The organism is Lysinibacillus sp. FSL K6-0075 (genome assembly GCF_038592945.1).
In the GTDB taxonomy this organism is placed as follows: Bacteria; Bacillota; Bacilli; order Bacillales_A; family Planococcaceae; genus Lysinibacillus; species Lysinibacillus fusiformis_F.
This window is the reverse complement of the sequence record NZ_CP151947.1, coordinates 2,935,758-2,960,243: the sequence shown is the minus strand read 5'-3', so window position 1 is coordinate 2,960,243 and position 24,486 is coordinate 2,935,758. Positions and strand designations below refer to the sequence as shown.

At 39.3% G+C, this 24,486-nt stretch carries 22 protein-coding genes; 17 read left to right on the top strand and 5 right to left on the bottom strand.

Annotated features, from left to right (window positions below; translation table 11 throughout):
• Positions 1-64: 64 nt before the first annotated feature.
• The 3 genes from MHB65_RS14575 to MHB65_RS14565 all read left to right on the top strand — a co-directional run bounded on the left by MHB65_RS14575 (position 65) and on the right by MHB65_RS14565 (position 1,239).
• Positions 65-217 carry a YpzG family protein gene (locus tag MHB65_RS14575; protein ID WP_004231380.1) on the top strand — a complete coding sequence of 51 codons (153 nt, stop codon included), beginning with the start codon at positions 65-67 and terminating at the stop codon, positions 215-217.
• 126 nt (positions 218-343) lie between these two features.
• Complete coding sequence (locus MHB65_RS14570; protein WP_205444123.1) at positions 344-880, top strand: hypothetical protein; 537 nt, start codon at positions 344-346, stop codon at positions 878-880.
• A gap of 20 nt (positions 881-900) precedes the next feature.
• A complete protein-coding gene (locus tag MHB65_RS14565) occupies positions 901-1,239 on the top strand; it encodes a cupin domain-containing protein (RefSeq protein WP_342440839.1) in 339 nt (112 codons plus the stop codon).
• 30 nt (positions 1,240-1,269) lie between these two features.
• Here the strand turns inward: MHB65_RS14565 and MHB65_RS14560 are convergent, their stop codons facing one another.
• Positions 1,270-1,509: a GNAT family N-acetyltransferase gene (locus MHB65_RS14560; protein WP_342440838.1), complete on the bottom strand. Its 240-nt coding sequence runs from the start codon at positions 1,507-1,509 to the stop codon at positions 1,270-1,272.
• Positions 1,510-1,772: 263 nt separating this feature from the next.
• Here MHB65_RS14560 and MHB65_RS14555 point away from each other — a divergent pair, with 263 nt between their 5' ends.
• The gene (locus MHB65_RS14555) at positions 1,773-2,201 is read left to right on the top strand and encodes an NUDIX domain-containing protein (protein ID WP_342440837.1); all 429 of its coding nucleotides are present in this window, start codon (positions 1,773-1,775) and stop codon (positions 2,199-2,201) included.
• A 52-nt stretch (positions 2,202-2,253) separates the two neighbouring features.
• Here the strand turns inward: MHB65_RS14555 and MHB65_RS14550 are convergent, their stop codons facing one another.
• From MHB65_RS14550 to mscL, 3 genes are all read right to left on the bottom strand, one after another.
• Complete coding sequence (locus tag MHB65_RS14550; RefSeq protein WP_342440836.1) at positions 2,254-3,414, bottom strand: aminotransferase class I/II-fold pyridoxal phosphate-dependent enzyme; 1,161 nt, start codon at positions 3,412-3,414, stop codon at positions 2,254-2,256.
• A 2-nt stretch (positions 3,415-3,416) separates the two neighbouring features.
• On the bottom strand, positions 3,417-4,532 hold the full coding sequence (locus MHB65_RS14545; RefSeq protein ID WP_342440835.1) for a methionine biosynthesis PLP-dependent protein: 1,116 nt from the start codon (positions 4,530-4,532) through the stop codon (positions 3,417-3,419).
• 925 nt (positions 4,533-5,457) lie between these two features.
• Positions 5,458-5,847 (bottom strand): large conductance mechanosensitive channel protein MscL, encoded by a 390-nt coding sequence (mscL, locus tag MHB65_RS14540; protein ID WP_004231397.1) that lies wholly within the window; start codon positions 5,845-5,847, stop codon positions 5,458-5,460.
• A gap of 203 nt (positions 5,848-6,050) precedes the next feature.
• Between mscL and MHB65_RS14535 the strand changes: the two genes are divergently transcribed.
• Entirely contained in the window at positions 6,051-6,749 is a 699-nt protein-coding gene (locus MHB65_RS14535) for a lytic transglycosylase domain-containing protein (protein ID WP_205444118.1), read from the top strand.
• Between the two features lie 35 nt (positions 6,750-6,784).
• On the opposite strand, the gene MHB65_RS14530 is transcribed toward MHB65_RS14535, so the two are convergent.
• The gene (locus MHB65_RS14530; RefSeq protein WP_036123271.1) at positions 6,785-7,042 is read right to left on the bottom strand and encodes a GlsB/YeaQ/YmgE family stress response membrane protein; all 258 of its coding nucleotides are present in this window, start codon (positions 7,040-7,042) and stop codon (positions 6,785-6,787) included.
• Between the two features lie 801 nt (positions 7,043-7,843).
• On the opposite strand from MHB65_RS14530, the gene MHB65_RS14525 reads away from it, so the two are divergent.
• The 12 genes from MHB65_RS14525 (at position 7,844) to MHB65_RS14470 (ending at position 24,423) form a co-directional block, all read left to right on the top strand.
• The gene (locus tag MHB65_RS14525) at positions 7,844-9,019 is read left to right on the top strand and encodes an amino acid deaminase/aldolase (protein ID WP_342440834.1); all 1,176 of its coding nucleotides are present in this window, start codon (positions 7,844-7,846) and stop codon (positions 9,017-9,019) included.
• Positions 9,007-10,329, top strand: a complete 1,323-nt coding sequence (locus MHB65_RS14520) for a D-arabinono-1,4-lactone oxidase (protein ID WP_342440833.1) — start codon at positions 9,007-9,009, stop codon at positions 10,327-10,329. Before MHB65_RS14525 ends, MHB65_RS14520 begins: the two co-directional genes overlap by 13 nt.
• 371 nt (positions 10,330-10,700) lie before the next feature.
• Entirely contained in the window at positions 10,701-12,371 is a 1,671-nt protein-coding gene (gene ilvD / locus MHB65_RS14515) for a dihydroxy-acid dehydratase (protein ID WP_342440832.1), read from the top strand.
• Positions 12,372-12,857: 486 nt separating this feature from the next.
• On the top strand, positions 12,858-14,624 hold the full coding sequence (ilvB, locus tag MHB65_RS14510) for a biosynthetic-type acetolactate synthase large subunit (protein WP_342440831.1): 1,767 nt from the start codon (positions 12,858-12,860) through the stop codon (positions 14,622-14,624).
• Positions 14,621-15,136: an acetolactate synthase small subunit gene (ilvN, locus tag MHB65_RS14505; protein WP_036123293.1), complete on the top strand. Its 516-nt coding sequence runs from the start codon at positions 14,621-14,623 to the stop codon at positions 15,134-15,136. The genes ilvB and ilvN overlap by 4 nt, the downstream gene beginning before the upstream one ends.
• An 86-nt stretch (positions 15,137-15,222) precedes the next feature.
• The gene (gene ilvC / locus MHB65_RS14500; protein WP_016991908.1) at positions 15,223-16,257 is read left to right on the top strand and encodes a ketol-acid reductoisomerase; all 1,035 of its coding nucleotides are present in this window, start codon (positions 15,223-15,225) and stop codon (positions 16,255-16,257) included.
• Positions 16,244-17,779: a 2-isopropylmalate synthase gene (locus MHB65_RS14495; protein ID WP_342440830.1), complete on the top strand. Its 1,536-nt coding sequence runs from the start codon at positions 16,244-16,246 to the stop codon at positions 17,777-17,779. Before ilvC ends, MHB65_RS14495 begins: the two co-directional genes overlap by 14 nt.
• Before the next feature lie 184 nt (positions 17,780-17,963).
• On the top strand, positions 17,964-19,064 hold the full coding sequence (leuB, locus tag MHB65_RS14490) for a 3-isopropylmalate dehydrogenase (protein WP_004231422.1): 1,101 nt from the start codon (positions 17,964-17,966) through the stop codon (positions 19,062-19,064).
• 17 nt (positions 19,065-19,081) lie between these two features.
• The gene (gene leuC / locus MHB65_RS14485) at positions 19,082-20,491 is read left to right on the top strand and encodes a 3-isopropylmalate dehydratase large subunit (protein ID WP_342440829.1); all 1,410 of its coding nucleotides are present in this window, start codon (positions 19,082-19,084) and stop codon (positions 20,489-20,491) included.
• Positions 20,492-20,523: 32 nt separating this feature from the next.
• Positions 20,524-21,114, top strand: coding sequence for a 3-isopropylmalate dehydratase small subunit (leuD, locus tag MHB65_RS14480; protein WP_205444107.1), 591 nt, complete (start codon positions 20,524-20,526; stop codon positions 21,112-21,114).
• 305 nt (positions 21,115-21,419) lie between these two features.
• Positions 21,420-22,301 (top strand): ribokinase, encoded by an 882-nt coding sequence (gene rbsK, locus MHB65_RS14475; RefSeq protein ID WP_342440828.1) that lies wholly within the window; start codon positions 21,420-21,422, stop codon positions 22,299-22,301.
• Between the two features lie 271 nt (positions 22,302-22,572).
• Positions 22,573-24,423: a dynamin family protein gene (locus MHB65_RS14470; RefSeq protein ID WP_342440827.1), complete on the top strand. Its 1,851-nt coding sequence runs from the start codon at positions 22,573-22,575 to the stop codon at positions 24,421-24,423.
• Positions 24,424-24,486 lie beyond the last annotated feature (63 nt).

Genomic DNA, 24,486 nt, shown 5'->3' with positions numbered 1-24,486 from the left:
CCTTAGCTGGTCATAATAAAGAAGATTTCACTTATGAAATCTATAATGATGAGGAGGATGAAAAATGAGTAGGTTCGAACAACTAGACCCCAAATCTCAAAAAATCCACCGCAACTGGTCAAGGATTAAGCGATCCAAATCGCAAGTAAATGGTGAAACGGAGATTACTCTCCATAACCGTCTCTTGCGAAGTGAAGCAAAGGCCCGTCAGTTTTAATCATGCTAGAAAAGTAAGTGTCATCAAGCCCAGAAAAAAATTCTGGGTTTTTCTTTATGCGTAAAATGAGAAAGATGTATAATATTGTAAGGAAGTAATTTTTAACAGAAAAAGGAGAGGGACACGATGACCATTCCTATTCCAACTTATTTACAGCCATTTGCAGGAAACGTACAATTTGTTGATGGCGTTGAATCACAGTTTCACCTTCAATCTAGCGCAGGCAATGAACAATTTGAAATTTGGTATCATGGTGATTTGCTAATGATTGAAGGAGAGGAAATGCCTTTTATTACAGGCTCAGCTACTAGAATCGTTGCTAAAGATCCTTTAACAGCAGAGGAAATATTGCTGTTTGATGCTACGCTGCATGGTTATAATGCGCTATTTTGTGAGGAGTATACCGACGAGCACCGTGACAACCGACCATTGGAGAAATATATTTTGCCTGTAACAGAAGTCGTACTATCATTTTTCTATAATATCGACTATGACGAAGAAATAGACGACTATGAGGTAGATGAACAAGAAAATGTACGGCTTATAAATGGAGAAGCGGCTAACTGGGAAACGATTAAAAGAAATGGCTATGATGCATTTGCTTTTTATTTCAAAAAAGAAGATGGGACACTTTTAGCATTTGCTGAAGAAGAACTAGCCTAATAGGAAAGGATTTTCGCGCAATGCAAATCATACAATTTACACAAGATTTAGCAAATCCAATTCATCAATACCAATCCATCGATACATTCTATAGAAAAATCACGAAAACGGAAGTGCCTACGACGATCGGTTTCATCTATATTGAGCCAGGTGGCGTAGTTGGGATGCATGAAGCTCCCGTTCCACAGCTATTTATTGTTATCAATGGCGAAGGATGGATTAGTAGTGAAGAGGGTGAAAAAATCACGATAAAAACAGGACAGGGCGTGCTATGGCAACAAGGCCAAGCGCATGAATCCGGCAGTATAACTGGGTTAACAGCACTTGTTATCCAAGCCGAGCAAATTCATCTTACATAATTAAAAGTGTAACGGTAGTTGCAAGAACCGTTACACTTTTTCTTGTTGTTTAACCAATTTAATAGTTTTGAGTAAATGCCCATCAAATTCTTCAATTGTTACAAATTCCTTTGCTTGATAAAAATGCAGACCAAGCTTATTTTCTTTCTCTACATAAACAAATAAAGCCGATAGATTTCGGAGCATGCGCAGACCTTCCAGTAAAAGTACAGTACCAATGCCCTTACCATGCATATCAGGATGTAAATAATGCGTCTCACCTTGGGTCACGTTTGAAAAACTAGCAATTCATCAAAAATTGCAACGAGAAACGGACTATTGATAAGACGTTCGATTAATCATTGTCGACTATAAGCTAGCTGTAAAAGCGATCTTGAATGTCACGAGGAATGGCAGCTTATTCTAGCAATTTCTTGTACAAAAGTAATGTCATTTTCTTGCATCTGTCGTATAATAAGTGTCAACACTTTTCACCTGCTATTCCAATTTTTTTCTTTATTGTAACATTCAATCATTCAAAGGGGGTCACTTTCATGCAAGTAGTTGAAAAAGCATTTGGCTATATTACGAGAGAGCATGAGGATCGATTACAGGTACTCGTATTTGAACAGAATTCAGTTGGGGCAGGTATTCAAGTGCCCAAAGGTACGGTAGAGGAAGGTGAAACACCTTTAGACGCTGTGAAACGTGAAATGCTAGAAGAGACAGGTCTAACCACACTTGTCGTTCAGGCGTTAATAGCACAGGACTATTTTAATCATCCATCAGGTATTTTACAGAAACGGTATTTCTATCATCTAACATCCGTTGAAACAAGAGATGCATGGCAGCATCATCCAACTGGCTTAAACGAAGGGGATTTAATCTTTTCGTTTTATTGGATTTTAGCTGAGCAAGATGCTCTGCTGGCAAAGGGGCATGGTGATTATCTATATCGCTTGTTAGCAAAGGTGAAAAATTGAACCTATAATAATTAAACCGCGTCAACTAGACGCGGTTTTTATGTTGATTCAATTAAGCCTTGGCGGCAATTTCTAGGGCTTGTGCAAAATCAGCAATTAAGTCATCCACATGCTCAAGTCCTACAGAAAAACGTAGCAGACCATCAGTGATGCCTCGTTTAGCACGCTCCTCAGGCTCCATAGCAGCATGACTCATTTTTGCAGGGTAAGAAAGAATAGATTCTACTCCTCCAAGAGAGACCGCAAAAACAGGAATTGTCATCGCCTCGACCAATGCCTTTGCTGCAGCATAGCTTGGTAGTCGGAAGGATAAAACAGCCCCAGGACTCGTGCTTTGACGCTGATGAATAGCATACCCTGGATGTGAAGCAAGCCCTGGATAGTAGACTTGCTCAACTAGCGGATTGCTAGCCAAATAGGCTGCAATTTTTTGAGCAGATTCAGCAGAACGACTAAAACGTACATCTGTTGTTTTGATGTTTTGTAGTAGTGTGAAAGAATCCTGCACACCTAAAATATTACCGAATGAATTTTGGATAAAGTAAAGATCCTGTCCAAGCTTTTCATCGGCAGTAATCGTTAAACCAGCAATAATATCAGAATGTCCAGATAAGAACTTCGTCGCACTATGAATGACGACATCCACACCAAGCTCGAGTGGGCGTTGGTGTAACGGTGTCATAAAGGTATTATCCAAGAATGTAAGGCAGTGGTGTTGCTTGGCAAGCGCCACTACACCGCAGATATCTGTAATACCTAATGTTGGATTCGATGGTGTTTCCATATAAAGTAGTTTTGTAGCTGGCATGATTGCCGCTTCTACAGCTGCTAGATCAGTAAAATCTACAAATGTATGGGAAATTCCAAAGCGAGGCAACACCTTTGTCACAAAACGATAGGTTCCACCATAAACATCCTCGGTCATGACGATATGATCGCCCTGTGATAACAGCATTAACGCTGCTGAAACGGCAGCGATACCAGATGAAAATGCATGTGCACGAACGCCACCTTCAAGCTCTGCTACAGCTTTTTCTAACGCATCTCTTGTAGGATTGCCAGAACGAGCATAATCATATTCTCCAAATTCATCAATACTTTCTTGGTGGAAAGTAGAGGACAAATACATTGGGACATTGACAGCCCCTTTTTTATTACCATAGCCATCACGAACACCTGCGTGAATGAGGCTTGTTTCAATACGTTGCTTCATAATTATGCCTCTTTTCTAAGGATATCAAATACTTGTCGTAAGTCTGCAATTAAATCTTCTGCTTCCTCAATGCCGACAGAGAAGCGTAATAAACGATCACAAACGCCACGCTCCACACGCTCTTCATAAGGCATATCTGCATGTGTTTGTGTAGCAGGATACGTAATAAAGCTTTCGACACCGCCAAGACTTTCAGCAAAAGTAATTAATTTTAAATTACGAAGGAATGGGTCAATCCACTCAGGTTTTTGTAGGCGGAATGACAGCATTCCACCTTTTCCAGTATAAAGAACATCTGTCACTAACGCTTCTTCCTCTAAGTAAGCAGCAATCGCCTTCGCATTTGTATCATGTTGTTTTAAACGAAGATGCATTGTTTTTAGACCACGAATAAGTAACCATGAATCCATAGCTCCTAGCACCATGCCACTGCCATTATGAATAAAGCCAATGCGTTCGGCTAATTCTGCACCTTTAGCAACCACCAGTCCAGCTAAAACATCATTATGACCACCAATATACTTCGTTGCAGAATGAAGCACAATATCTGCGCCTAATTCAATAGGACGTTGGAAGTATGGCGTATAAAATGTGTTATCCACAATTAGCCATGCCCCATGCTTATGTGCTAACTCCGCATACACTTGTAAATCAAATTCCTGCATAAGTGGATTTGTTGGTGTTTCAATGAATATTGCACGTGTATTTTCATTCATTAATGCTTCCACCTGTTCAACCGATTCGAATTTTGAATAAACAGGCTTGATATTATAAGTATCTTGGAAGAAGTTAAATAGTCTATATGTACCGCCATATAAATCATCTGGCACGACTAATTCATCGCCTGGTTTAAATAGGGATAACACCAATTGAATGGCAGCCATCCCGGAACTACAGGCAAAGCCCATATCGCCACCCTCTAAATCAGCAATTCCTGCTTCTAAAAGCGCACGTGTTGGATTTTTTGTCCGTGTATAGTCAAAACCAGTAGATTCACCAATCCCAGTATGTTTGTAAGCAGTCGATAAATGAATAGGCGGACTCACAGCTCCTGTTATTGGGTCACTTAAATTGCCTAGTTGTACAAGCTTTGTTTCAATACTTCTGTTTAATGTCATGACGTCACTCTTTTCTTCAATATTATTAAAAGCAACAACTTTCGCTTTCAATTTAATAGTATTCTCAATAATTGTTACCAATTTAACATGGATACTAAAGAAGAACAAGGTGATTTCTGAAAATTAGCTAGATTATTTATAGTTAATCACCTAGGAATAGTAGGAGATTAATTGTGAATTTATGCGAATTTTTCCCTGTTAGCTTCGAATGGAATGAAATTTTAACAGAGTGAACGGTTTATACATCAAATTGAGCGGATTCTAAGTAAAGAAGAGCGCTTTAGGTTTCAGAAAGAGCGGATTCTAAGTAAAGAAGAGCGCTTTAGGTTTCAGAAAGAGCGGATTCTAAATAAAGATGATCGGTTTAGGTTCCAGAAAGAGCGGATTCTAAGTAAAGAAGAGCGCTTTAGGTTTCAGAAAGAGCGGATTCTAAATAAAGATGATCGGTTTGATTCAAAAAGGTGGGTTTCTAAAAAAGAATGATCGTTCGCCTTCAAAAAAGCAGTTTCCAGCAGAAGGAATCGCTCTAAACTTCAAAGTAAGCGTTTCTATCTAGAATGGAACTGCTTCAATTTACGTAAAACTATCTTCCAGAATATAGATTGAGCAGAGAAAGTAAAGGATACTTATTAAATTGATGGATAGAGAAAGGAAAGTAGCGGATAAAACGTTCAAAGTATCGGATAGAACGTTCAAAGTGGTGGATAGGAAGGAAAAAGTAAAGGATACCCATTAAGTTAGTGGATACAAGATAAAAAGTAGTGGATAGGACATGCAAAGTATCGGATAGAACGTGTAAAGTGGTGGATAGAAGAGAAAAAGTAAAGGATACGCATTAAATAGTAGGAGAACACCCGAAGTGAAGGATACAAAACAAAAGCATCTGCCTCATTCAAATGAGCGACAGATGCTTTTACACCGTATGTTAGGCTTGTTCTTTTTTTAGCAAATCGCGAATTTCTTTGAGAAGTTCTTCTTTGGCATCGAGTTCAGGAGCTGGTTCTTCAACGACTGCTTCTTCTTTTTTACGTGTGAGCTTCGTCATAATTCGTAAGGCCATAAAAATGGCAAACGCTATAATTAAAAAATCAATGATGGATTGTAGAAATACACCAAAATTGATTTGGGCTTCACCTGAGCCAAAAACAAAACTCTTTGTTAAATCGATTCCACCTGTTAAAATACCGACCAATGGCATGATGATATTTTCAACTAAGGAGGTAACAATTTTACCGAAAGCACCACCAATGACTACTGCTACTGCTAGATCGACAATATTGCCTTTCATTGCAAATTCTTTAAAGTCTTTCCACAAGATAAATTCCTCCCTATTATTATCCAATAAAATGAATCAATCTGTATTTTACTATATTTTTACCAAACCTTTCAACTGCTTTCATGGTGGAAATGATGTACTTCATATATGTGGAAGACTTCATTTTTCAAAATCAAAAGATATACTACACATTACGGAAAATTTGGTAATATAGAAAAAGAATACTAGATTAGGTGTGACGTATGGCAAAGAAAAAGAATAACAAACCCATGTTATCATCTGCCACAAAATTGGGTATGATAGCATTATTGATTCCAATTGCAATAACTGTGTATGTCCTCACATTTTTTGCATGGAAAGAGCTTCAAACATTACCGATTTTCGAAAAGCTTGCCCAGCAAAAAGCAATAGAGGAGATTCAACAACATTTTGATATGAATATTCCTGAGCAATACATTCCCGTTTATGTAGCTGCAGAAGAAAAATATGGTGTACCATGGACATTACTTGCTGCGCATCATCGGATTGAAACACGATTTTCTACGGTAAAATCAATGGTATCATCTGCTGGGGCAGAGGGGCATATGCAATTTATGCCTTGCACCTTCGTTGGCTGGCAGCATCCCACATGCTCAGGTTTAGGAAAAGGAAACATCACAAAAACTGAATTAATGAATCCAGAGATAATTGCTAAATATGGAGGATATGGCGTAGATGCAAATGGGGATGGGATAGCCGATCCCTATGATATTGAGGATGCCGTATTTAGTGCAGCGAACTACTTATCCAAATACGGTGCTGGTACAGGGAATATTAAGAAAGCTGTTTATCAATACAACCATAGCGAGAAATATGTAAATGATGTGTTATATTACTACCAGTTGTATAATGATTTTCACGATGAACTCCAAGCAGCCGTTCTTTTAAATGAAGAAAAATAAAGAGCCACCACAATGGATGGCTCTTCATTACATATTTAAGTTGCTTTGCGCATACCTTTTAAAATAAGGCTGACGATAAAGATCAACACGACGGCACCAATTAGTGCTGGGAACACATAGAAATCACTTACTCTCCAGCCCCAGTTCCCTAAAACCATACTACCAATCCAAGAACCGACAATCCCTGCAATAATATTCCCGATGATGCCGCCAGGTACATCTTTACCTAAAATGACACCAGCTAACCATCCAAGAATTCCTCCGATAATTAAATACCAAATGAAACTAATCATTACTTTCATCTCCTTAAATTTAAGATATAATGGCGATTACTTAGTTATACCCTGAATGGAGTAGATTAAACACTGTGATCTTGTTTAGTAATTATTACATGTTGTCAATGAGGCTGTAGATAAGTGAATACAGCTCCTTTGCTATGCTCACTTTATAGCTAATCCAACTGCATAAATTACTGTGAAAATGTCCACATTAACTACAATTACTTCTATATTGTACATACACCGATTATCGCTTACTTCTATAGTATGTTCATGCATTCAATTCGTACCAGAAATGCTTGCAACGCTCAATCCCATTAACAATAAAAAAATCAGCCATTTGACTAAATTATTTGCTACTACAACCTTTTCATGCATAAAAAAATACATTATTTGTTGAAGCAGAATGTCCATTCTCCGTACAGTCACATATTTCTTGGGTAAAATTTTTATTTGAGAAAAAGAAAAATGGGTAAATTTCCACTTTTTAATAGTTTGAAAATTCTGTATAAAGGGATTATAATGTAGAAAAGGAGCGTGGTCATATGAATATGGCTGTTATGAAACGTTTAAATCGTCAAGGCTTTTTAATTGCTGGTTTGCATTTACTAGTGATGCTAAATCTTGCAGCTGATTTCTTATACGCATCGTAACCAATTAAATAGAAAGGTGAATGAAATGTTTATCCCATATTAAAACAACCGTGTAGTCTTATTGAATAACAGGCTCACGGTTGTTTTATTTTGCCTAATTGTTTAAAAAAAGGAATTATTCCGTCAAATGTCAAATACATAGTACATACAAGGGAGTGATGAAATGACGACAAGATTGGATCAAGCGTTTTGTGATTTAGAAAGGCCATTTGCATGGTTGGACTTAGATGCACTAGATAAAAATATACAAATGGTGCAAGAGGCTTGTGGTGGAAAACAAATTCGTATTGCGACAAAATCGATTCGTTCTATTGAGGTCCTTCGTTATATACAGAAAAAACTTGTGAATGTTGTCGGCTTTATGACATTCACGGCAGCAGAGACCCTTTTTTTATTAGAACAGGGGTTTGATGATTTATTGCTTGGCTATCCAGTAATGGAGGAAGCAACGATTCGTCGATTGTTGCATTTTGTGAAAGAAGGAAAAATCGTCACGTTTATGGTAGATCGGCCAGAACATATCGAACTATTGGCGAAATTAGGACAAGAGATTGGAGTACGTGTACAGGTTTGTATTGATATTAATGTTTCGAATGATTTTAAAGTATTGTATTTTGGAACAAAACGTTCATCATTGTATTCTCTTGAAACATTGACACCTTTTTTACAAACCATTCAAAAGACCCCTTCGATTGAAGTGGTAGGAGCGATGGGCTATGAGGCTCAAATTGCGGGCGTTGGCAATCGCCCAGCGAATGCTTTAAAAGGTAGAGTCATAGAAGCCATGCAAGTACAGGCCAAAAAGCAAGTAACGCAATTTCGTCGATTAGCAATCGCTCATATCAAGGCCTATTTTCCGAATCTGCGCTTTGTTAATGGCGGAGGATCAGGAAGTATGACATATACCAATCAACAAAAGGAGGTAACGGAAATTACAGTTGGCTCAGCTTTTTATGCGCCTGCATTGTTCGATCAATTTACACATTTACAGCTAGAAAAGGCTGCTGGATTTGCCTTGCGTGTCACAAGAATGCCTGAAAAAAATATCGTTGTTTGTCATGGTGGAGGCTATACGGCTTCTGGAGCAATAGCGATGGATCGCTTGCCTGTATTCTATGACCCTAGCACTTTTGCATATCTTAGCCTAGAAGGCGCAGGGGAGGTGCAAACACCAATTAAGGTCAAAGGAAAAAGCATCAATATTGGCGATACCGTTTATTTTCGACATGCAAAGGCTGGAGAGCTTTGTGAGCGTTTTCAGGTCCTGCATGCTATTCGTGGGGACAAGTATGCAGGACCTTACACAACATACAGGGGGGATGGACAATGTTTTCTATAGAAAAATGGCGGAATGGTGAAAAGTGGACAAATTGGGCTGGGAATGTTATTTCCTATCCGAGCGAAATGTATTTACCACACTCTATTGATGAAGTTTCAGCCATTGTGAAGCATGCGTGTCAAGCAGGAAAGACAATACGTGTCACAGGTGCTGCACATTCTTTTAGTGCTGTGGCTATGCCTGAGCATATCGCTATTTCCTTACATAATCTGCGTGGATTAATCGCTGTGAATGAGGAAAGACAGGAGGCAACACTATGGGCGGGGACCTACTTATATGAAATTGGGCCGATGCTAGCGAAACACGGCTTTGCGTTAATCAATATGGGAGATATTCAGGAGCAAACCATTGCAGGTGCAGTGTCGACTGGCACACATGGCACAGGGGTTACACTTGGTTCTTTATCGTCAGCTGTCGAGGCATGGGGATTTGTAGATGGCACTGGGACTTATCAGGAACATAGGAGAGGGATGGATGATTTATCTGAAGCGCTTCATGTATCTCTTGGAATGCTTGGTGTCCTTGTCAAAGTAACGATCAAGGTCATGCCACTTTATGGTTTGCATTATGTTGGGGCAAGAGAAACATTGACAAATGGTCTCTCGTTATTTGCCGAGGATATTCGTCAACATCGCCATGTGGAGTGGTTTTATTTTCCTGGTAGTGAAACCATTCAAGTAAAACGGATGAATGCGGTCGCGCCTGTTTTTCAAAGTGAATGGAATAAAAGAATAGAAACGTTAAAGCTTCAAATAGTAGAAAATGGTGCTTTCTATGCGATGTCAGAGCTATGTAAATGGAGACCAAAATTAAGTGGTGCTATGAGCAAGATAGCGGCTGCCAATGTTGTAGAAAGTGAAAAAGTAGGGATAAGCTATGAAATTTATCCTTCACCTCGTAGTGTGAAGTTCCAAGAGAGTGAATATGCCATCCCTTTATCACAATTTGAAGCTTGTCTGGAAGAAATTCATGCAACCTTTAAAAAAAGCATTTTTCATGTTCATTTTCCATTAGAGTGTCGAACAACTGCTGGTGAAGCAGGTTTTTTAAGTCCCACACAAGGTCGTGAGTCAGCTTTTATAGCCTTTCATATGTATAAAGGGATGGCGGAAGAACCTTATTTTAAATGGGTGCATATATTGATGCAAAAATATGAGGGTCGTCCTCACTGGGGAAAACAACATCATTTAACAGCGCAAACGGTCTATGCGTTGTATCCAGAGATTGAAAAGTTTTTAAAAATTCGACACCAATATGATCCCGAACAAGTATTTTTTACAGGATACTTAAAAAAATTGTTTCTATTGTAAGCGTTATCTCTATGATTGGGTGATTTAGCTTATTGAAATATATGGGAATTATTTATTTACTTATTTTTTGTTTATTGTTAAAAAATTAAAATTTGAACGAAATGTCAAAATTTTTATCAAAGCGAGATAAAACTGATGCTTAATCAGCATGTAAACGATTTCAATTTTGACAGATTTTTTGAATTGTTTAAACAATTCAAAAAATACTGTTGACGAGACCTTTTTTTCGTACTATGATAACAACAATTTAACACGTTCGTTACAGCAGTCATCGTCTAAGAGACTGTTACTCTATAAACAAAATTTAAAAAGACAGAACATTTTGTCTATAGAAACGAACATAGTATGGAAAGCAATGAGGGGCGTTTAAAATGAGAAGTGACATGATTAAAGTAGGCGTAGATCGAGCGCCGCATCGAAGTCTTTTATATGCAACAGGCAAAGTAAAAGCAAAAGATCTAGGCAAACCATTTATTGGGGTTTGTAACTCTTATATCGACATAATACCAGGTCACGTTCATTTACGTACGTTCGCTGATGTAGTGAAAGAAGCTATTATTGAAGCGGGTGGTATTCCATTCGAATTTAATACAATCGGAGTCGATGATGGTATTGCAATGGGGCATATTGGTATGCGTTATTCCTTACCAAGTCGTGAAATTATAGCAGACTCAGCTGAGACAGTTATCAATGCACATTGGTTTGATGGCGTATTTTATATTCCAAACTGTGACAAAATTACACCTGGAATGCTTATGGCAGCAGTTCGTACGAATGTACCATCTATCTTTGTTTCGGGTGGTCCAATGGAGGCAGGTACTTCTGCAGCAGGGAAACAGCTTTCCTTAACATCTGTTTTTGAAGGTGTAGGGGCCCATAAATCAGGAAAAATGTCTGCTGAAGAGCTGTTGGATATTGAAAATAATGCATGTCCAACATGTGGTTCTTGCTCAGGAATGTTTACAGCAAATTCGATGAATTGCTTAATGGAAATGCTTGGTGTAGCTTTACCTGGGAATGGTACAATCGTTGCCACTTCTGAAGAGCGTCACAAGCTGATTAAAGAAGCAGCGAAACAATTAATTCGCATGGTTAAGGAAGACATTAAGCCACGCGATATTATTACAAAAGAAGCAATTGATGATGCTTTTGCGCTTGATATGGCAATGGGGGGCTCTACAAATACAGTGCTTCATACATTAGCAATTGCCAATGAAGCAGAAATAGATTACAACATTGAAGATATTAATAAAGTAGCAGAAAGAGTGCCTTATTTGGCAAAAATTATGCCTGCTTCAGATATTTCAATGGATGATATCAATAAAGCGGGTGGTGTTAGTGCCATTATTAATGAATTAACCTCTATTCCAGGTGCTATTCACCCGAACCGTCCAACCGTTGCAGGCGTCACAATGGGTGAGCTTGTCAAAGATTATCACATCACGAATGATCAAGTCATTCGAACAAAAGACAATCCCTATAGTGCTGTAGGTGGATTATCGGTCTTATTCGGTAACATCGCACCAGACGGCTCTGTTATTAAAGTAGGCGCAGTTGATCCTTCCATCAAAGTATTCAAGGGTGAGGCAATTGTCTTTGATTCACAGGAAGCAGCGCAGGAAAACATTGATAATGGAACGGTCAAAGAGGGCCATGTAGTCGTCATTCGCTATGAAGGACCTAAGGGTGGCCCAGGGATGCCAGAAATGCTCGCACCAACATCTGCAATTCAAGGTCGTGGCCTTGGCACAAAGGTTGCATTAATTACAGATGGTCGTTTCTCAGGGGCATCTCGTGGTATTTCAATTGGCCATATTTCACCAGAAGCTGCTGAAGGCGGTCCAATCGCTTTAGTAGAAAACGGAGATATTATCGAAATTGATCTACCGAATCGTACGATTAATGTACAAGTTTCAGATGAAGTTTTAGCTGAACGTCGTGCAAAATTACCAGTCTTTGAGCCAAAAATTAAACGTGGTTGGTTAGCAAGATATTCAAAATTAGTGACAAGCGCTTCCACTGGTGGCGTAATGAAAATTTAACAATTAGATAGATAAAAACGTTGATGAGGTTAAAGGTTCTAGAGCCTTGTATCTACCAGAGAGCCGGTCGTGCTGGAAGCCGGCGATACAACTAGATCCGACATCCCCTCGGAGTGGGCTATTAAACGTGTTTACACCATTAGATAGCTCCGGGCATAGTCGAAAGTGCTCGTTATTAATGAATAAATGTTTTATGACACTATATTGGATGCGAAGTCTTTCGCATTGGTGCATAAATGCAGTCATTTATTCGCGAGGTAGCAATTATTTGCTATAAAAAAGGGTGGTACCATGGAAAGTCTTTTTCATCCCTACGTAAGGTAGTTCTTTGCGTGTGGAGAAAAAGGCTTTTTATTATTTTCACGATGCAATTGAACAGTCTCTCAACTGAAAAGGAAGAGCGGAATAGTCAATCCAGCTATTGACACTTCACTAATCTACAACACTGATGTGTGAGTTTGAAAGAAATGAAGGAGGCATAATTTGATGAGTGCAAATGTTTCAATCAATGAACAAGAACAATTAGCTACAACAGCAACAGCTGAACAAACCTATCAAGCGAAGGACGGTGCAGATGTATTAGTGCAGGCATTGCACGATCAAGGCGTTGAAATCGTCTTTGGCTATCCAGGAGGAGCCGTATTACAAATCTATGATGCGATGTATAAAAATCCAATTCGCCATATTTTAACAAGACATGAACAGGGTGCGATTCATGCAGCGGAAGGCTATGCTCGTATCTCAGGTAAAACAGGCGTTGTCATTGCCACAAGTGGCCCTGGTGCAACAAACCTTGTAACAGGTATTGCGGATGCCATGATCGATTCCATCCCATTAGTTGTTTTTACAGGACAGGTTGCGACATCAGTGATCGGAACAGATGCTTTCCAAGAAGCCGATATTATGGGGATTACAACACCGATTACAAAGCACAATTACCAGGTGCAGGATGTTAATGATATCCCACGCATTGTGAAGGAAGCTTTCCATATCGCTAGCACAGGTCGTAAGGGACCGGTTGTCGTGGATTTCCCAAAAAACGTTTCACAAATGTTGTTTGATGTAGAGAATCCGCCACAAGCACCTGAGGAAATTTATTTACCAGGCTATCAACCAACGTATAAACCAAACTATTTACAAGTTCAAAAGGCGATTCAAGCCATTTCATTGGCAAAAAATCCAATCATTTTAGCTGGTGCAGGCGTTCTTTTTGCTGATGCACGGGAAGAATTAACGACCTTCGCAGAAAAATATCGTATTCCAGTAACGAACACATTACTAGGATTAGGCTCCATTCATGGTGAACATGATTTATTCCTTGGAATGGCGGGGATGCACGGTACGGCTACAGCGAATACAGCAATTACGAAATCGGATTTATTACTCAATATTGGAGCACGATTTGATGATCGTTTAACAGGTAATTTAGCCACATTTGCACCGAATGCAACGATTATCCATATCGATATTGATCCTGCTGAAATTGGCAAAAATGTACCGACAGATATTCCGATTGTAGCCGATGCAAAAGAGGCTTTAAAAGCACTGTTGAAAAAGGATTTCCAAGGTCCTGATACAGCTGATTGGCTAGCTTATTTAAGAAATCATTCCATTGAATACCCATTGTGGTATTGCAAGGATACAAATACACAAGAAATCTTACCACAAGAGGCATTGCAATTAGTGCACAAGATTACAGAGGGTGATGCCATTGTGACGACAGATGTTGGGCAGCATCAAATGTGGGCAGCACAATACTACCATTTAAATAATGATCATGCATGGGTAACGTCTGGTGGACTTGGTACGATGGGCTTCGGCTTCCCGGCCGCAATTGGCGCCCAATTTGCGAAGCCAGACAAAAAAGTTATTTCGATTGTAGGAGATGCAGGATTCCAAATGACGGCACAGGAGCTGTCCATTCTACAGGAATTTAACTTACCAGTAAAAATAGTGATTTTGAATAATAGCTGTCTTGGCATGGTGCGTCAATGGCAACAAACATTCTATGAAGAGCGCTATTCATCATCACTTATGCCGATCCAACCAGATTTTGTTAAGTTAGCTGATGCCTATAACATTAAAGGCTATCGTATTAACACAATCGATGAAGCAGAGGCTATTTTCCGTGAGGCACTGCTTTCTGATGAGCCAGTATTAATTGATTGTCGAGTGAAACAGCTTGAATGTGTTTACCCAATGGTAGCACCTGGCAAAGGCTTACATGAAATGATTGGGGTGAAAAAGAATTGAAACGAGTAATTACCGTAACTGTGATTAACCAAAGTGGTGTATTAAACCGTTTGACAGGTTTATTGATGAAGCGTCAGTTCAATATTGAATCGATTACAGTAGGTCATACGGAGCAACCAAATTTTTCAAAGATGACCTTCGTTGTCAACGTAGAGGATGAACGTAAAATCGAGCAACTAGTGAAACAGTTATCCAAGCAAATTGATGTGTTAAAAGTCAATGACATTACTGATAAATCGATTGTTCTGCGAGAGCTAGCACTAGTAAAGGTGATTTCACCACCAAATTTACGCTTAGAAATGAATTCGATTGTTGAACCGTTCCGCGCACAAATTATTGATACAGCCAAAAATGTTGTGACGTATCAAGTAGTGGGACATCCAGAAAAAATTGATGCCTTTATCGAACTCATTCGACCATATGGCATTAAAGAACTTACACGTACAGGAGCAACTGCCTCCGTTCGTGAAACACAAAAAATCTCAAACCCGCAGCTCTCTATTTTAAAATAGTTTGCATATAAAAATGAATAGCTTTATAGACAAAGCAAGTATCTAAAGCTATAAAAAACAAAACAAATTCTAGGAGGAAATTAACTATGGCTACAATGTACTATGAACAAAATATCAACGAGGACGTATTAAAAGGAAAGAAAATCGCAATTATCGGTTACGGATCACAAGGTCATGCACACGCTTTAAACCTTAAAGAATCAGGCTTTGACGTAGTAGTAGGAGTTCGCCCAGGTGGATCTTTCGATGCGGCAAAAGCAGATGGTATTGACGTAAAAACAGTTGCGGAAGCAGCTCAAGAAGCAGATGTAATCCAAATTTTACTACCAGATGAGCGTCAAAAAGCAGTTTATGAAGCAGAAATTGCACCACATTTACAAGCTGGTAAAGCATTGATGTTTGCACACGGCTTCAATATCCATTTCGGTCAAATTACACCACCAGCAGATGTTGACGTATTTTTAGTAGCACCAAAAGGACCGGGACATCTAGTTCGTCGTCAATTCCAAGAAGGTGCTGGTGTACCAGGACTATTCGCTATTCACCAAGATGCTACAGGTCAAGCAAAAGATTTAGCACTTGCTTATGGTAAAGGAATCGGTGCTGCTCGTGGTGGACTTCTTGAAACAACATTTAAAGAAGAAACAGAAACAGATCTATTCGGTGAACAAGCGGTACTTTGTGGTGGTGCAACACAGCTTGTAAGAGCAGGATTTGAAACATTAGTAGAAGCTGGTTATCAACCAGAATTAGCCTACTTTGAAACACTACATGAGCTTAAATTAATTGTTGACCTAATGTTTGAGGGCGGTATGGCAACAATGCGTTACTCAGTTTCAGATACAGCGGAGTGGGGAGATTATGTGGCAGGACCACGCATCATCGATGAGTCTGTAAAAGCTCGTATGAAAGACGTATTAACAGATATCCAAGATGGTACATTTGCTCGTCGTTGGATTCAAGAAAATGAAAATGGTCGTCCAGAATATACAAAATTCAAAGAAGCTGGTGCGAACCATCAAATCGAAGAAGTGGGCGCAAAACTACGTGCTATGATGCCATTCATCAACGAAGGTAAAGAAAAAGTTGTGAGAGAAGTGGCGACAAGTGCGAAAAATTGATATTTTCGATACTACGCTTCGCGATGGTGAACAATCTGCTGGGATCAACTTAAACACGGCCGAGAAGATTGAAATTGCCAAACAGTTAGAGCGCCTTGGTGTGACAATTATAGAAGCAGGATTTCCTGCTTCGTCACCCGGTGACTTTGATGCGGTCCATCGCATTGCAGGTACAGTAAAAAATTCCATTGTGACGGGGCTAGCTCGCTGTATCCAAAAGGATATTGATGCTACATGGGAAGCGATTAAAGTAGCACAACAGCCACATATTCATATTTTTCTAGCCACTTCACCTATTCATATGGAATACAAGCTAAAAAAATCACCTGATCAAGTGGTGGAGCAAGCGGTGGAGGCTGTTAAATATGCTAAAAAATTCTTCCCACTTGTGCAATGGTCTGCTGAGGATGCATTCCGTTCTGATCGAGAATTCTTAGTAAGAATTATGAATGAAGTGGTTGCTGCTGGTGCTACAACGATTAATGTTCCAGACACTGTAGGCTATGCCTCCCCACAAGAATATGGTGCATTATTTAAGTTTCTACTGGAGAATGTCAAAGGTGCTGACAAAGTGAAATTCTCCGCCCATTGTCATGATGATTTAGGGATGGCAACAGCTAACACGATTGCTGCGATAGAAAATGGCGCTACACAAGTAGAGGGGACGATAAATGGCATTGGAGAACGTGCAGGAAATGTGGCGCTAGAAGAAATTGCCGTGGCACTTCATATTCGCAAGGACATTTATCAGGTGGAAACGAACATTCAGTTGCAAGAGATTAAACGTACATCTCAATTAGTCAGTAAATTGACAAATGTAGTGATTCAACCAAATAAAGCGATTGTTGGGAAAAATGCATTTGCACACGAATCAGGCATTCATCAAGACGGTGTCTTAAAAAATCCGGAAACCTATGAAATTATTTCACCTGCTTTAATCGGTGAGGGAGAAATACCATTAGTTCTTGGGAAACATTCTGGTCGTGCAGCCTTCCGTGATCGTGCAGAAACAATGGGCTTCCATCTTTCTGATGAAAAGTTGAACAAAGCATTTGTGGAATTTAAAAAATTGGCTGATCGTAAAAAAGAGATTACAGAGGAAGATTTACTAACCCTTCTGACGGAACAACAAGTTCAATTAGAGGATGTATCACTCTTTGATTTGAAAATGGTGCAAGTACAATATGGTACTGAAAATATTCCTACAGCCACAGCCATTGTGCTTACACCAGAGGGGCTAGAAAAAACAGTTGTGGCTACTGGCTCTGGTTCAGTAGAAGCTATATTTAATACACTCGAGCAACTTGTACCCGGAGCTGTGCATGTCATTGATTATCGTGTGACATCGGTTGGCAAAGGACGAGATGCACTGGGTGAAGCAGTTATTAATATTCGCTATGATGATGTATCGACTACAGGCCGCAACTCCTCTCAAGATGTTTTAGAAGCATCGGCAAAAGCGTATTTAAATGCCATTAACCGTCATTTAATACAAGCAAGCCTTCGCGCACATCCTGTATAAGTTTCAGAGGAAGTGAATTGTATGACGTACCATTCACAAGTCGGATGCAATGATGTCATGGCGTATTGTATCAATTAACAACAAATTACGCTTAGACGTAATGACTACGCTCACCTCGATAAAAGGTAGGTGAGTGTCTTTACTAAATTAGCGAATACGCTATACAAAGAAGGGTGTTTTGACAATGGAGAGAAAAATTACAGTACTTCCTGGTGATGGAATTGGGCCAGAGGTTGTTGCTTCTGCTGTACGTGTATTACAAGTGATTGGTAAACGATTTAATCATACATTTCATTTAGGGTATGCAACAATTGGAGGTGCTGCAATCGACCAGCACAATAATCCATTACCAGATGAAACAATCGAGATGTGTGAAAATAGTGATGCGATTTTATTAGGAGCTGTAGGTGGTCCAAAGTGGGATCAGAATCCGCCTGAATTACGCCCGGAGAAAGGGTTATTGCGAATCCGTAAACACTTCGATTTATTTGCAAATCTACGTCCAGTAAAGGCGTTCCCGAGTTTACTAGATGCTTCACCATTAAAGCGTGAAGTAGCAGAGAACGTTGATTTAATGATTGTACGTGAACTAACAGGCGGCGTATACTTCGGGGAACCACGTATGCGTACTGAAAATGGCGCAATTGATACAACGGTTTACTCTAAAGCAGAGGTGGAGCGTATTGTTGAAAATGCCTTTGAACTAGCACGTTTACGTGGCGGCAAATTATGCTCTGTTGATAAAGCAAATGTGCTTGAAACAAGTCGTTTATGGCGTGAAGTCGTAGAAGCAAAGAAAAAAGAGTATCCAGATGTAATCGTAGAACATAACCTAGTAGACTCTGTCGCAATGAAACTTATTACAAATCCAGGACACTATGATGTAGTTGTTACTGAAAATATGTTTGGTGATATTTTAAGTGATGAAGCATCTGTTATTACTGGCTCTTTAGGTGTATTACCATCTGCATCCATTCGTGGTGATAATTTTGGCTTATATGAACCAGTACATGGCTCAGCACCAGAAATCGCAGGGCAAGGCGTAGCAAACCCGGCAGCAACCATTTTATCTGTGGCGATGATGCTGCAATATTCATTTGGCTTAAAAGAAGAAGCAGCAGAAATAGAGCGGGCTGTTAGTGCAGTATTTGATGATGGCTATTTTACAGCAGATCTTGCTCGTGACGGCAGTCGCATTTTATCGACTAATGAATGGACAGATAAAGTGATTAATGAAATTGATACTAGCTTTGTATCGCAAAGTATAATGACAACATATATTTAAAGAAATAGGTGAAGACAATGGGTAAAAATATAATTGAAAAGATTTGGGATAAACATGTTGTTTATCAGGAAGAGGGCAAACCGGACCTGTTATATATTGATCTTCATTTAATTCATGAAGTAACATCTCCGCAAGCTTTTGAAGGGCTACGCATGAACGGACGTAAGGTGCGCCGTCCTGATTTAAGCTTTGCGACAATGGATCATAACGTACCAACAAAAAATTTACCGACTATTCATGATCCCATTGCACGCAATCAAATCGAAACATTAGCTAAAAATGCTGAGGAATTTGGCGTTGAGTTAGCAGGAATGGGTCACCCTGACCAAGGGATTGTACACGTTATTGGGCCAGAGCTCGGTTTAACACAGCCTGGTAAAACCATTGTTTGTGGCGACTCTCATACATCGACACACGGTGCCTTTGGTGCCATTGCATTTGGTATTGGTACATCAGAGGTGGAGCATGTATTATCGACACAAACTTTATGGCAAAATAAGCCAAAGACGATGGAAATTCGTGTCGAAGGGGAGCTATCAGTTGGGGTAGCAGCAAAGGATATTATTTTAGCTATCATTGCGAAGTTCGGCATTGGTGTTGGTACAGGACATATTGTGGAGTTCACTGGAGAGGCTATCCACAAACTATCTATGGAAGAACGTATGACGATTTGTAATATGTCAATTGAGGCAGGTGCAAAAGCAGGGCTTATCTCACCTGATCAAACAACAGTTGATTATATTCGTGGTCGCAAATATGCACCACAGGGAGAAAAATTGGAAGAAGCAGCCACTTACTGGTTAAGCCTTGCTTCGGACGAGGATGCCACGTACGATACAATTCGTATTATAAAAGCGGAAGAAATTGAACCAATCATTACATGGGGAACAAACCCATCGATGGGTACAGGTGTTTCTGGGCATGTTCCAACACAAGCAGATTATGCAGATGAATCTGACAAGGCCGCACTTCAAAAAGCACTTGCCTATATGGGCTTAGAGGAAGGGCAGCCATTAACATCCATTGACATCCAGCATGTCTTCATTGGCTCCTGCACAAACTCACGCATTAGTGATTTGCGTGCAGCTGCTGATGTCATCAAAGGGCGTAAGGTGCATGAAAAGGTCACAGCCATCGTTGTACCAGGCTCACATACGACGAAAAAACAAGCAGAGGCAGAAGGTTTAGATAAAATCTTTATGGATGCAGGCTTTGAATGGCGAGAGTCTGGTTGCTCGATGTGTCTTGCGATGAATGATGACGTCGTACCAGCTGGAGAACGCTGTGCCTCTACTTCCAACCGCAACTTTGAAGGACGTCAAGGCGCTGGATCGCGTACACATTTAGTTTCACCACCAATGGCAGCAGCCGCTGCCATTGCAGGTCACTTTGTAGATGTACGTGAATTTGTGAAGGAAACAGTGTAAGTCTTGCTTTACTCGGAAGGGATGATTGAAAAATGGAACCAATTAATATCGTCAATAGTGTCATCACACCACTTGATCGAAAAAATGTTGATACAGATCAAATAATTTCAAAAGAATTTTTAAAACGTATTGAGCGCACGGGCTTTGGACAGTATTTATTTTACCATTGGCGTTTCGATGCACAAGGCAATGAAGTAGCTGACTTCGTATTAAATAAACCTGAATTTAAAGAATCGAAAATTCTAGTGGCACAAGATAATTTCGGCTGTGGCTCCTCTCGTGAACACGCACCATGGGCCATTTTAGATTACGGTTTTAATGTTGTGATTGCACCTTCTTTTGCAGATATTTTCCATAATAACTGCTTTAAAAACGGTATCTTACCGATTAAGCTAACAGAAGCGGAATGTGATGACATTCTGGCGAAAGGCTTAGCAAAGCCATATAAAATGGAAGTAAATCTTGCAGAGCAAACCGTAACAGGAGAAGATGGTACAGTCTATCATTTTACAATTGATCCGTACTATAAAGAAACGTTACTTAACGGTTGGGATGAAATCGCCTTAACTTTTAAATATGACGACCACATTGCCGCATATGAGGCGAAGCGAGTAGCCTATTAATTGAAATGACTGAAGACAAACTGGATGTTGTCTTCAGTTTTTTTATGTTTGGCGTGCATTTCCCATACGAAATTCCTTATAATGAAGGAAATACAAATACAGAGGTGGCACGATGTTAACTAAGCAAGTGCAGCCTTTTTGGGTCATTCATCTGTTCATGACTATAAAAAAGAATTGAACTTGATAGGCATTTAGGAGATTTCTTAGTTTATATGAGATTTATAATGATAAGTTAGCTACTGAAATGATGGTGCTCATTTCAGTTGTTTTTTTGTTTTATCAAAAGAAGAAAGGTAGGGATTTCTGTGATTACAGTTATAGGCAGTTTAAATATGGATTTAGTTGTACAAATGAATGCTTTTCCAAAGCAAGGAGAAACCATTCTAGGCAATTCGTTTCAAACAGTTCCAGGTGGCAAAGGGGCAAATCAAGCAGTTGCCGCTGCTCGTCTTGGCAGTGAGGTGGCGATGGTTGGTTGTTTAGGGGATGATCATTTTGGCGAGACATTACATGCCGTTTTACAGCAAGAGCAGATTCAGACAGATACCCTTGTAAAAAGTAACTCTGCTCCAACAGGAATAGCTAATATACTTATTTACAATAACGATAATCGAATTGTTGTTGTACCTGGAGCAAATTATGAGTTATCCTTATCACATCTTGAGGCATCAAAGGATTGGATACAAAAGAGCCACTTGGTAATCATACAGCTTGAAATTCCTAAAGAGACGACAGCTTATGCAATCCATTTATGTAAAGAAGCGGGTGTTCCTGTGCTGTTAAACCCAGCTCCAGCAGCCAATTTTGATGTGCAGTGGATGGAGGATATTACCTATTTAACACCTAACGAGACAGAATGTGCAGAAATCTTTAACGAGCCAGTGGATCAAATTTTAGAAAAATATCCGAATAAATTAATCGTGACACTAGGAAGTGATGGTGCACGTTATTTCGATGGCTACTATCCAATCCATGTACCAGGCTATATGACAACAGCTGTGGATACAACTGGTGCAGGTGATACCTTTAATGGGGCGTTAGCCTATGCTTTAGTAGAAGGACAATCGTTGGATGAGGCTGTATATTTTGCTAATATCGCTGCCTCCTTGTCTGTAGAAAAGCTTGGTGCCCAAGGTGGCATGCCAACTCTTGAAGCCGTTTATGCTCGTATGGCTGGTTTGGAGTAATAGAAGATAACTAGGACAAAGGTCAGCTAATATGCAACCTTGAATAGAAATAGCCAAGCTTCATACTTCTAAATTCATAGCTTGGACTACTCCCTTTAGTATGAGTAGCCAAACATATATGCAGCAAACATTCAATAGGCGTAAGAATGAATTCCTATTTATCATATAAACACGTAAGTATATTGTCCTCTTTTCATCAATCCTTGTATTAGAAAAGCCATGGTTTCATTTATAATGGTCTTATAGATACATACGAAAAGAGGTTTTGAGGATGACGAACATTGACAATACGCCAATCGAAAATACAACCTCAGCGAATAATATTTTGCCACAACTTGTTGATCAACTACGACACTTGTATGGCATCATTGTCCAAAATACATATGTGAAAGATACAGCAAAACATTTAAATCGAATTATTCAAGATGCCAATAACCAGACGATGATTTTAATTGTCGGAAAAGAGCGAGTGGGCAAAACGACACTTGTGAATGGACTTCTTGGACGCGAAATATTATCAGTAGATGATCAGCATCCAACAGGTGTAAATACATTTATTCGATACGGAGAACAAGAAGAGATTAAAGCTTATTTTTTAGATGGTGTTGTGGCTATATTTGATCTCAGTAAATTAGAGCTGCTAACAACTGGCGACACATTTGCTTCCCAAATTTTACGTGAACATTTAGATTATCTGGAAGTCTATTTGAAAAATGATTTATTAAAATCGGTGACAATAATTGACTCTGTTTCTTTAGAAGCAGGTGGCGGAGAAATGGCTTATTTTTCAGAGGCGCTTATGAACCGTGTGGATGAAATTTTCTGGGTGTTACGCGCTGGCTCGATGGCTATTGATGCTGAACTTTTATTGATTGAGATGTTAAAAAATAAAGGTGTTGAACCTTTATGTGTCATCAATGGCATTGATGACAATGAACATGCCGAAGCATTTATGACCTCTGAACAACAGCGTATTGGCCATTTAATGAGCGATTTTATAGCGATTTCAGCAACCAATGCTCTCGTAGCCAAACAAACAGACAATCATGAGCTTTGGCAAAAAAGCCAGTACGATCAGTTAATTGCTCACATTCATCGTGTGGCTGAAAATAGTGATAAAAAAACATATGCCATCTTAATCCGCTTCTTACAATGGCTTGAACGATTCCGCTTCGAATTAACGGTAATTCCACAACGAGATCCATTTCAATCTGCTGTTGAGAATATTGAAAAATACGCAGGCGATACCCAATATGAATATTCTCGCTATCAACGTGACTTAGCGATTGTTAAAGAATATGAGCAAGAATATGAACAGGTAGCGGATACGTTTAAACACGTTCAAACACTGTATCAGCTATTACAAACGATCGCACAACATGATTATTTACAAGATACGAAAGTGGAAGAGTTTACTGAAATTGCTGTGCACTATCAACAGATGTTACGCGAATATCGCAACATGCACAGTGAGTATATACGTGAATATGAGCGTTTAGATGCGCAGCATAAAAAAATTCATGGCAAAGGTCTGATGAAAGCGATCTTTGGCCAACATACGCAAAATGAATTTTTCAAAGAGCGTGTTCAAAAATTAAATGAGCAGCAAGAGGTTTGCATCGCCCAATATGCCAAAGTACAACAAGCAGAGGCTTCGATGCTACAAGCGATTCGAGACACGCAACCTTATTTAATTGATTTAGTGAAAGAACGCATGAGTCGTATTGAACATAAAGTACTGAAGTTAAATCAACAGCGTGCAAAAGATAAACGCCAATTAAAGCGCTATGCTGAAAAACTAAATGAATTTTCATGCTTAATTGAAGCACAGGGCTATATCAAAGAGCATCTTCAACCATTTTTAATGAATGAGCAAATACCGTTGAAAACGAAGGATATTGATATGCTTGAGGAAACTGTGCAGGCTATATTAGCGATTGATTTATCAAACAATGGCTTACTTGCACGAAGTCAAATGAATAACAAAATGGAAAGTATTGCAATACCTTTTGAGGTTCAAGAAAAATATCCTCTACAACTGCTTGCCTTAAAAGAAGAAGATGTAAAATCAAAGGATATACCCGAAATACCAAAGAAATTAGTTGTACAATATGAAGATTAGGTTTTCACAAAACGTTCTAAAAGTAGCATGCTTTTAGAGCGTTTTCTTTATGATATGAAACAT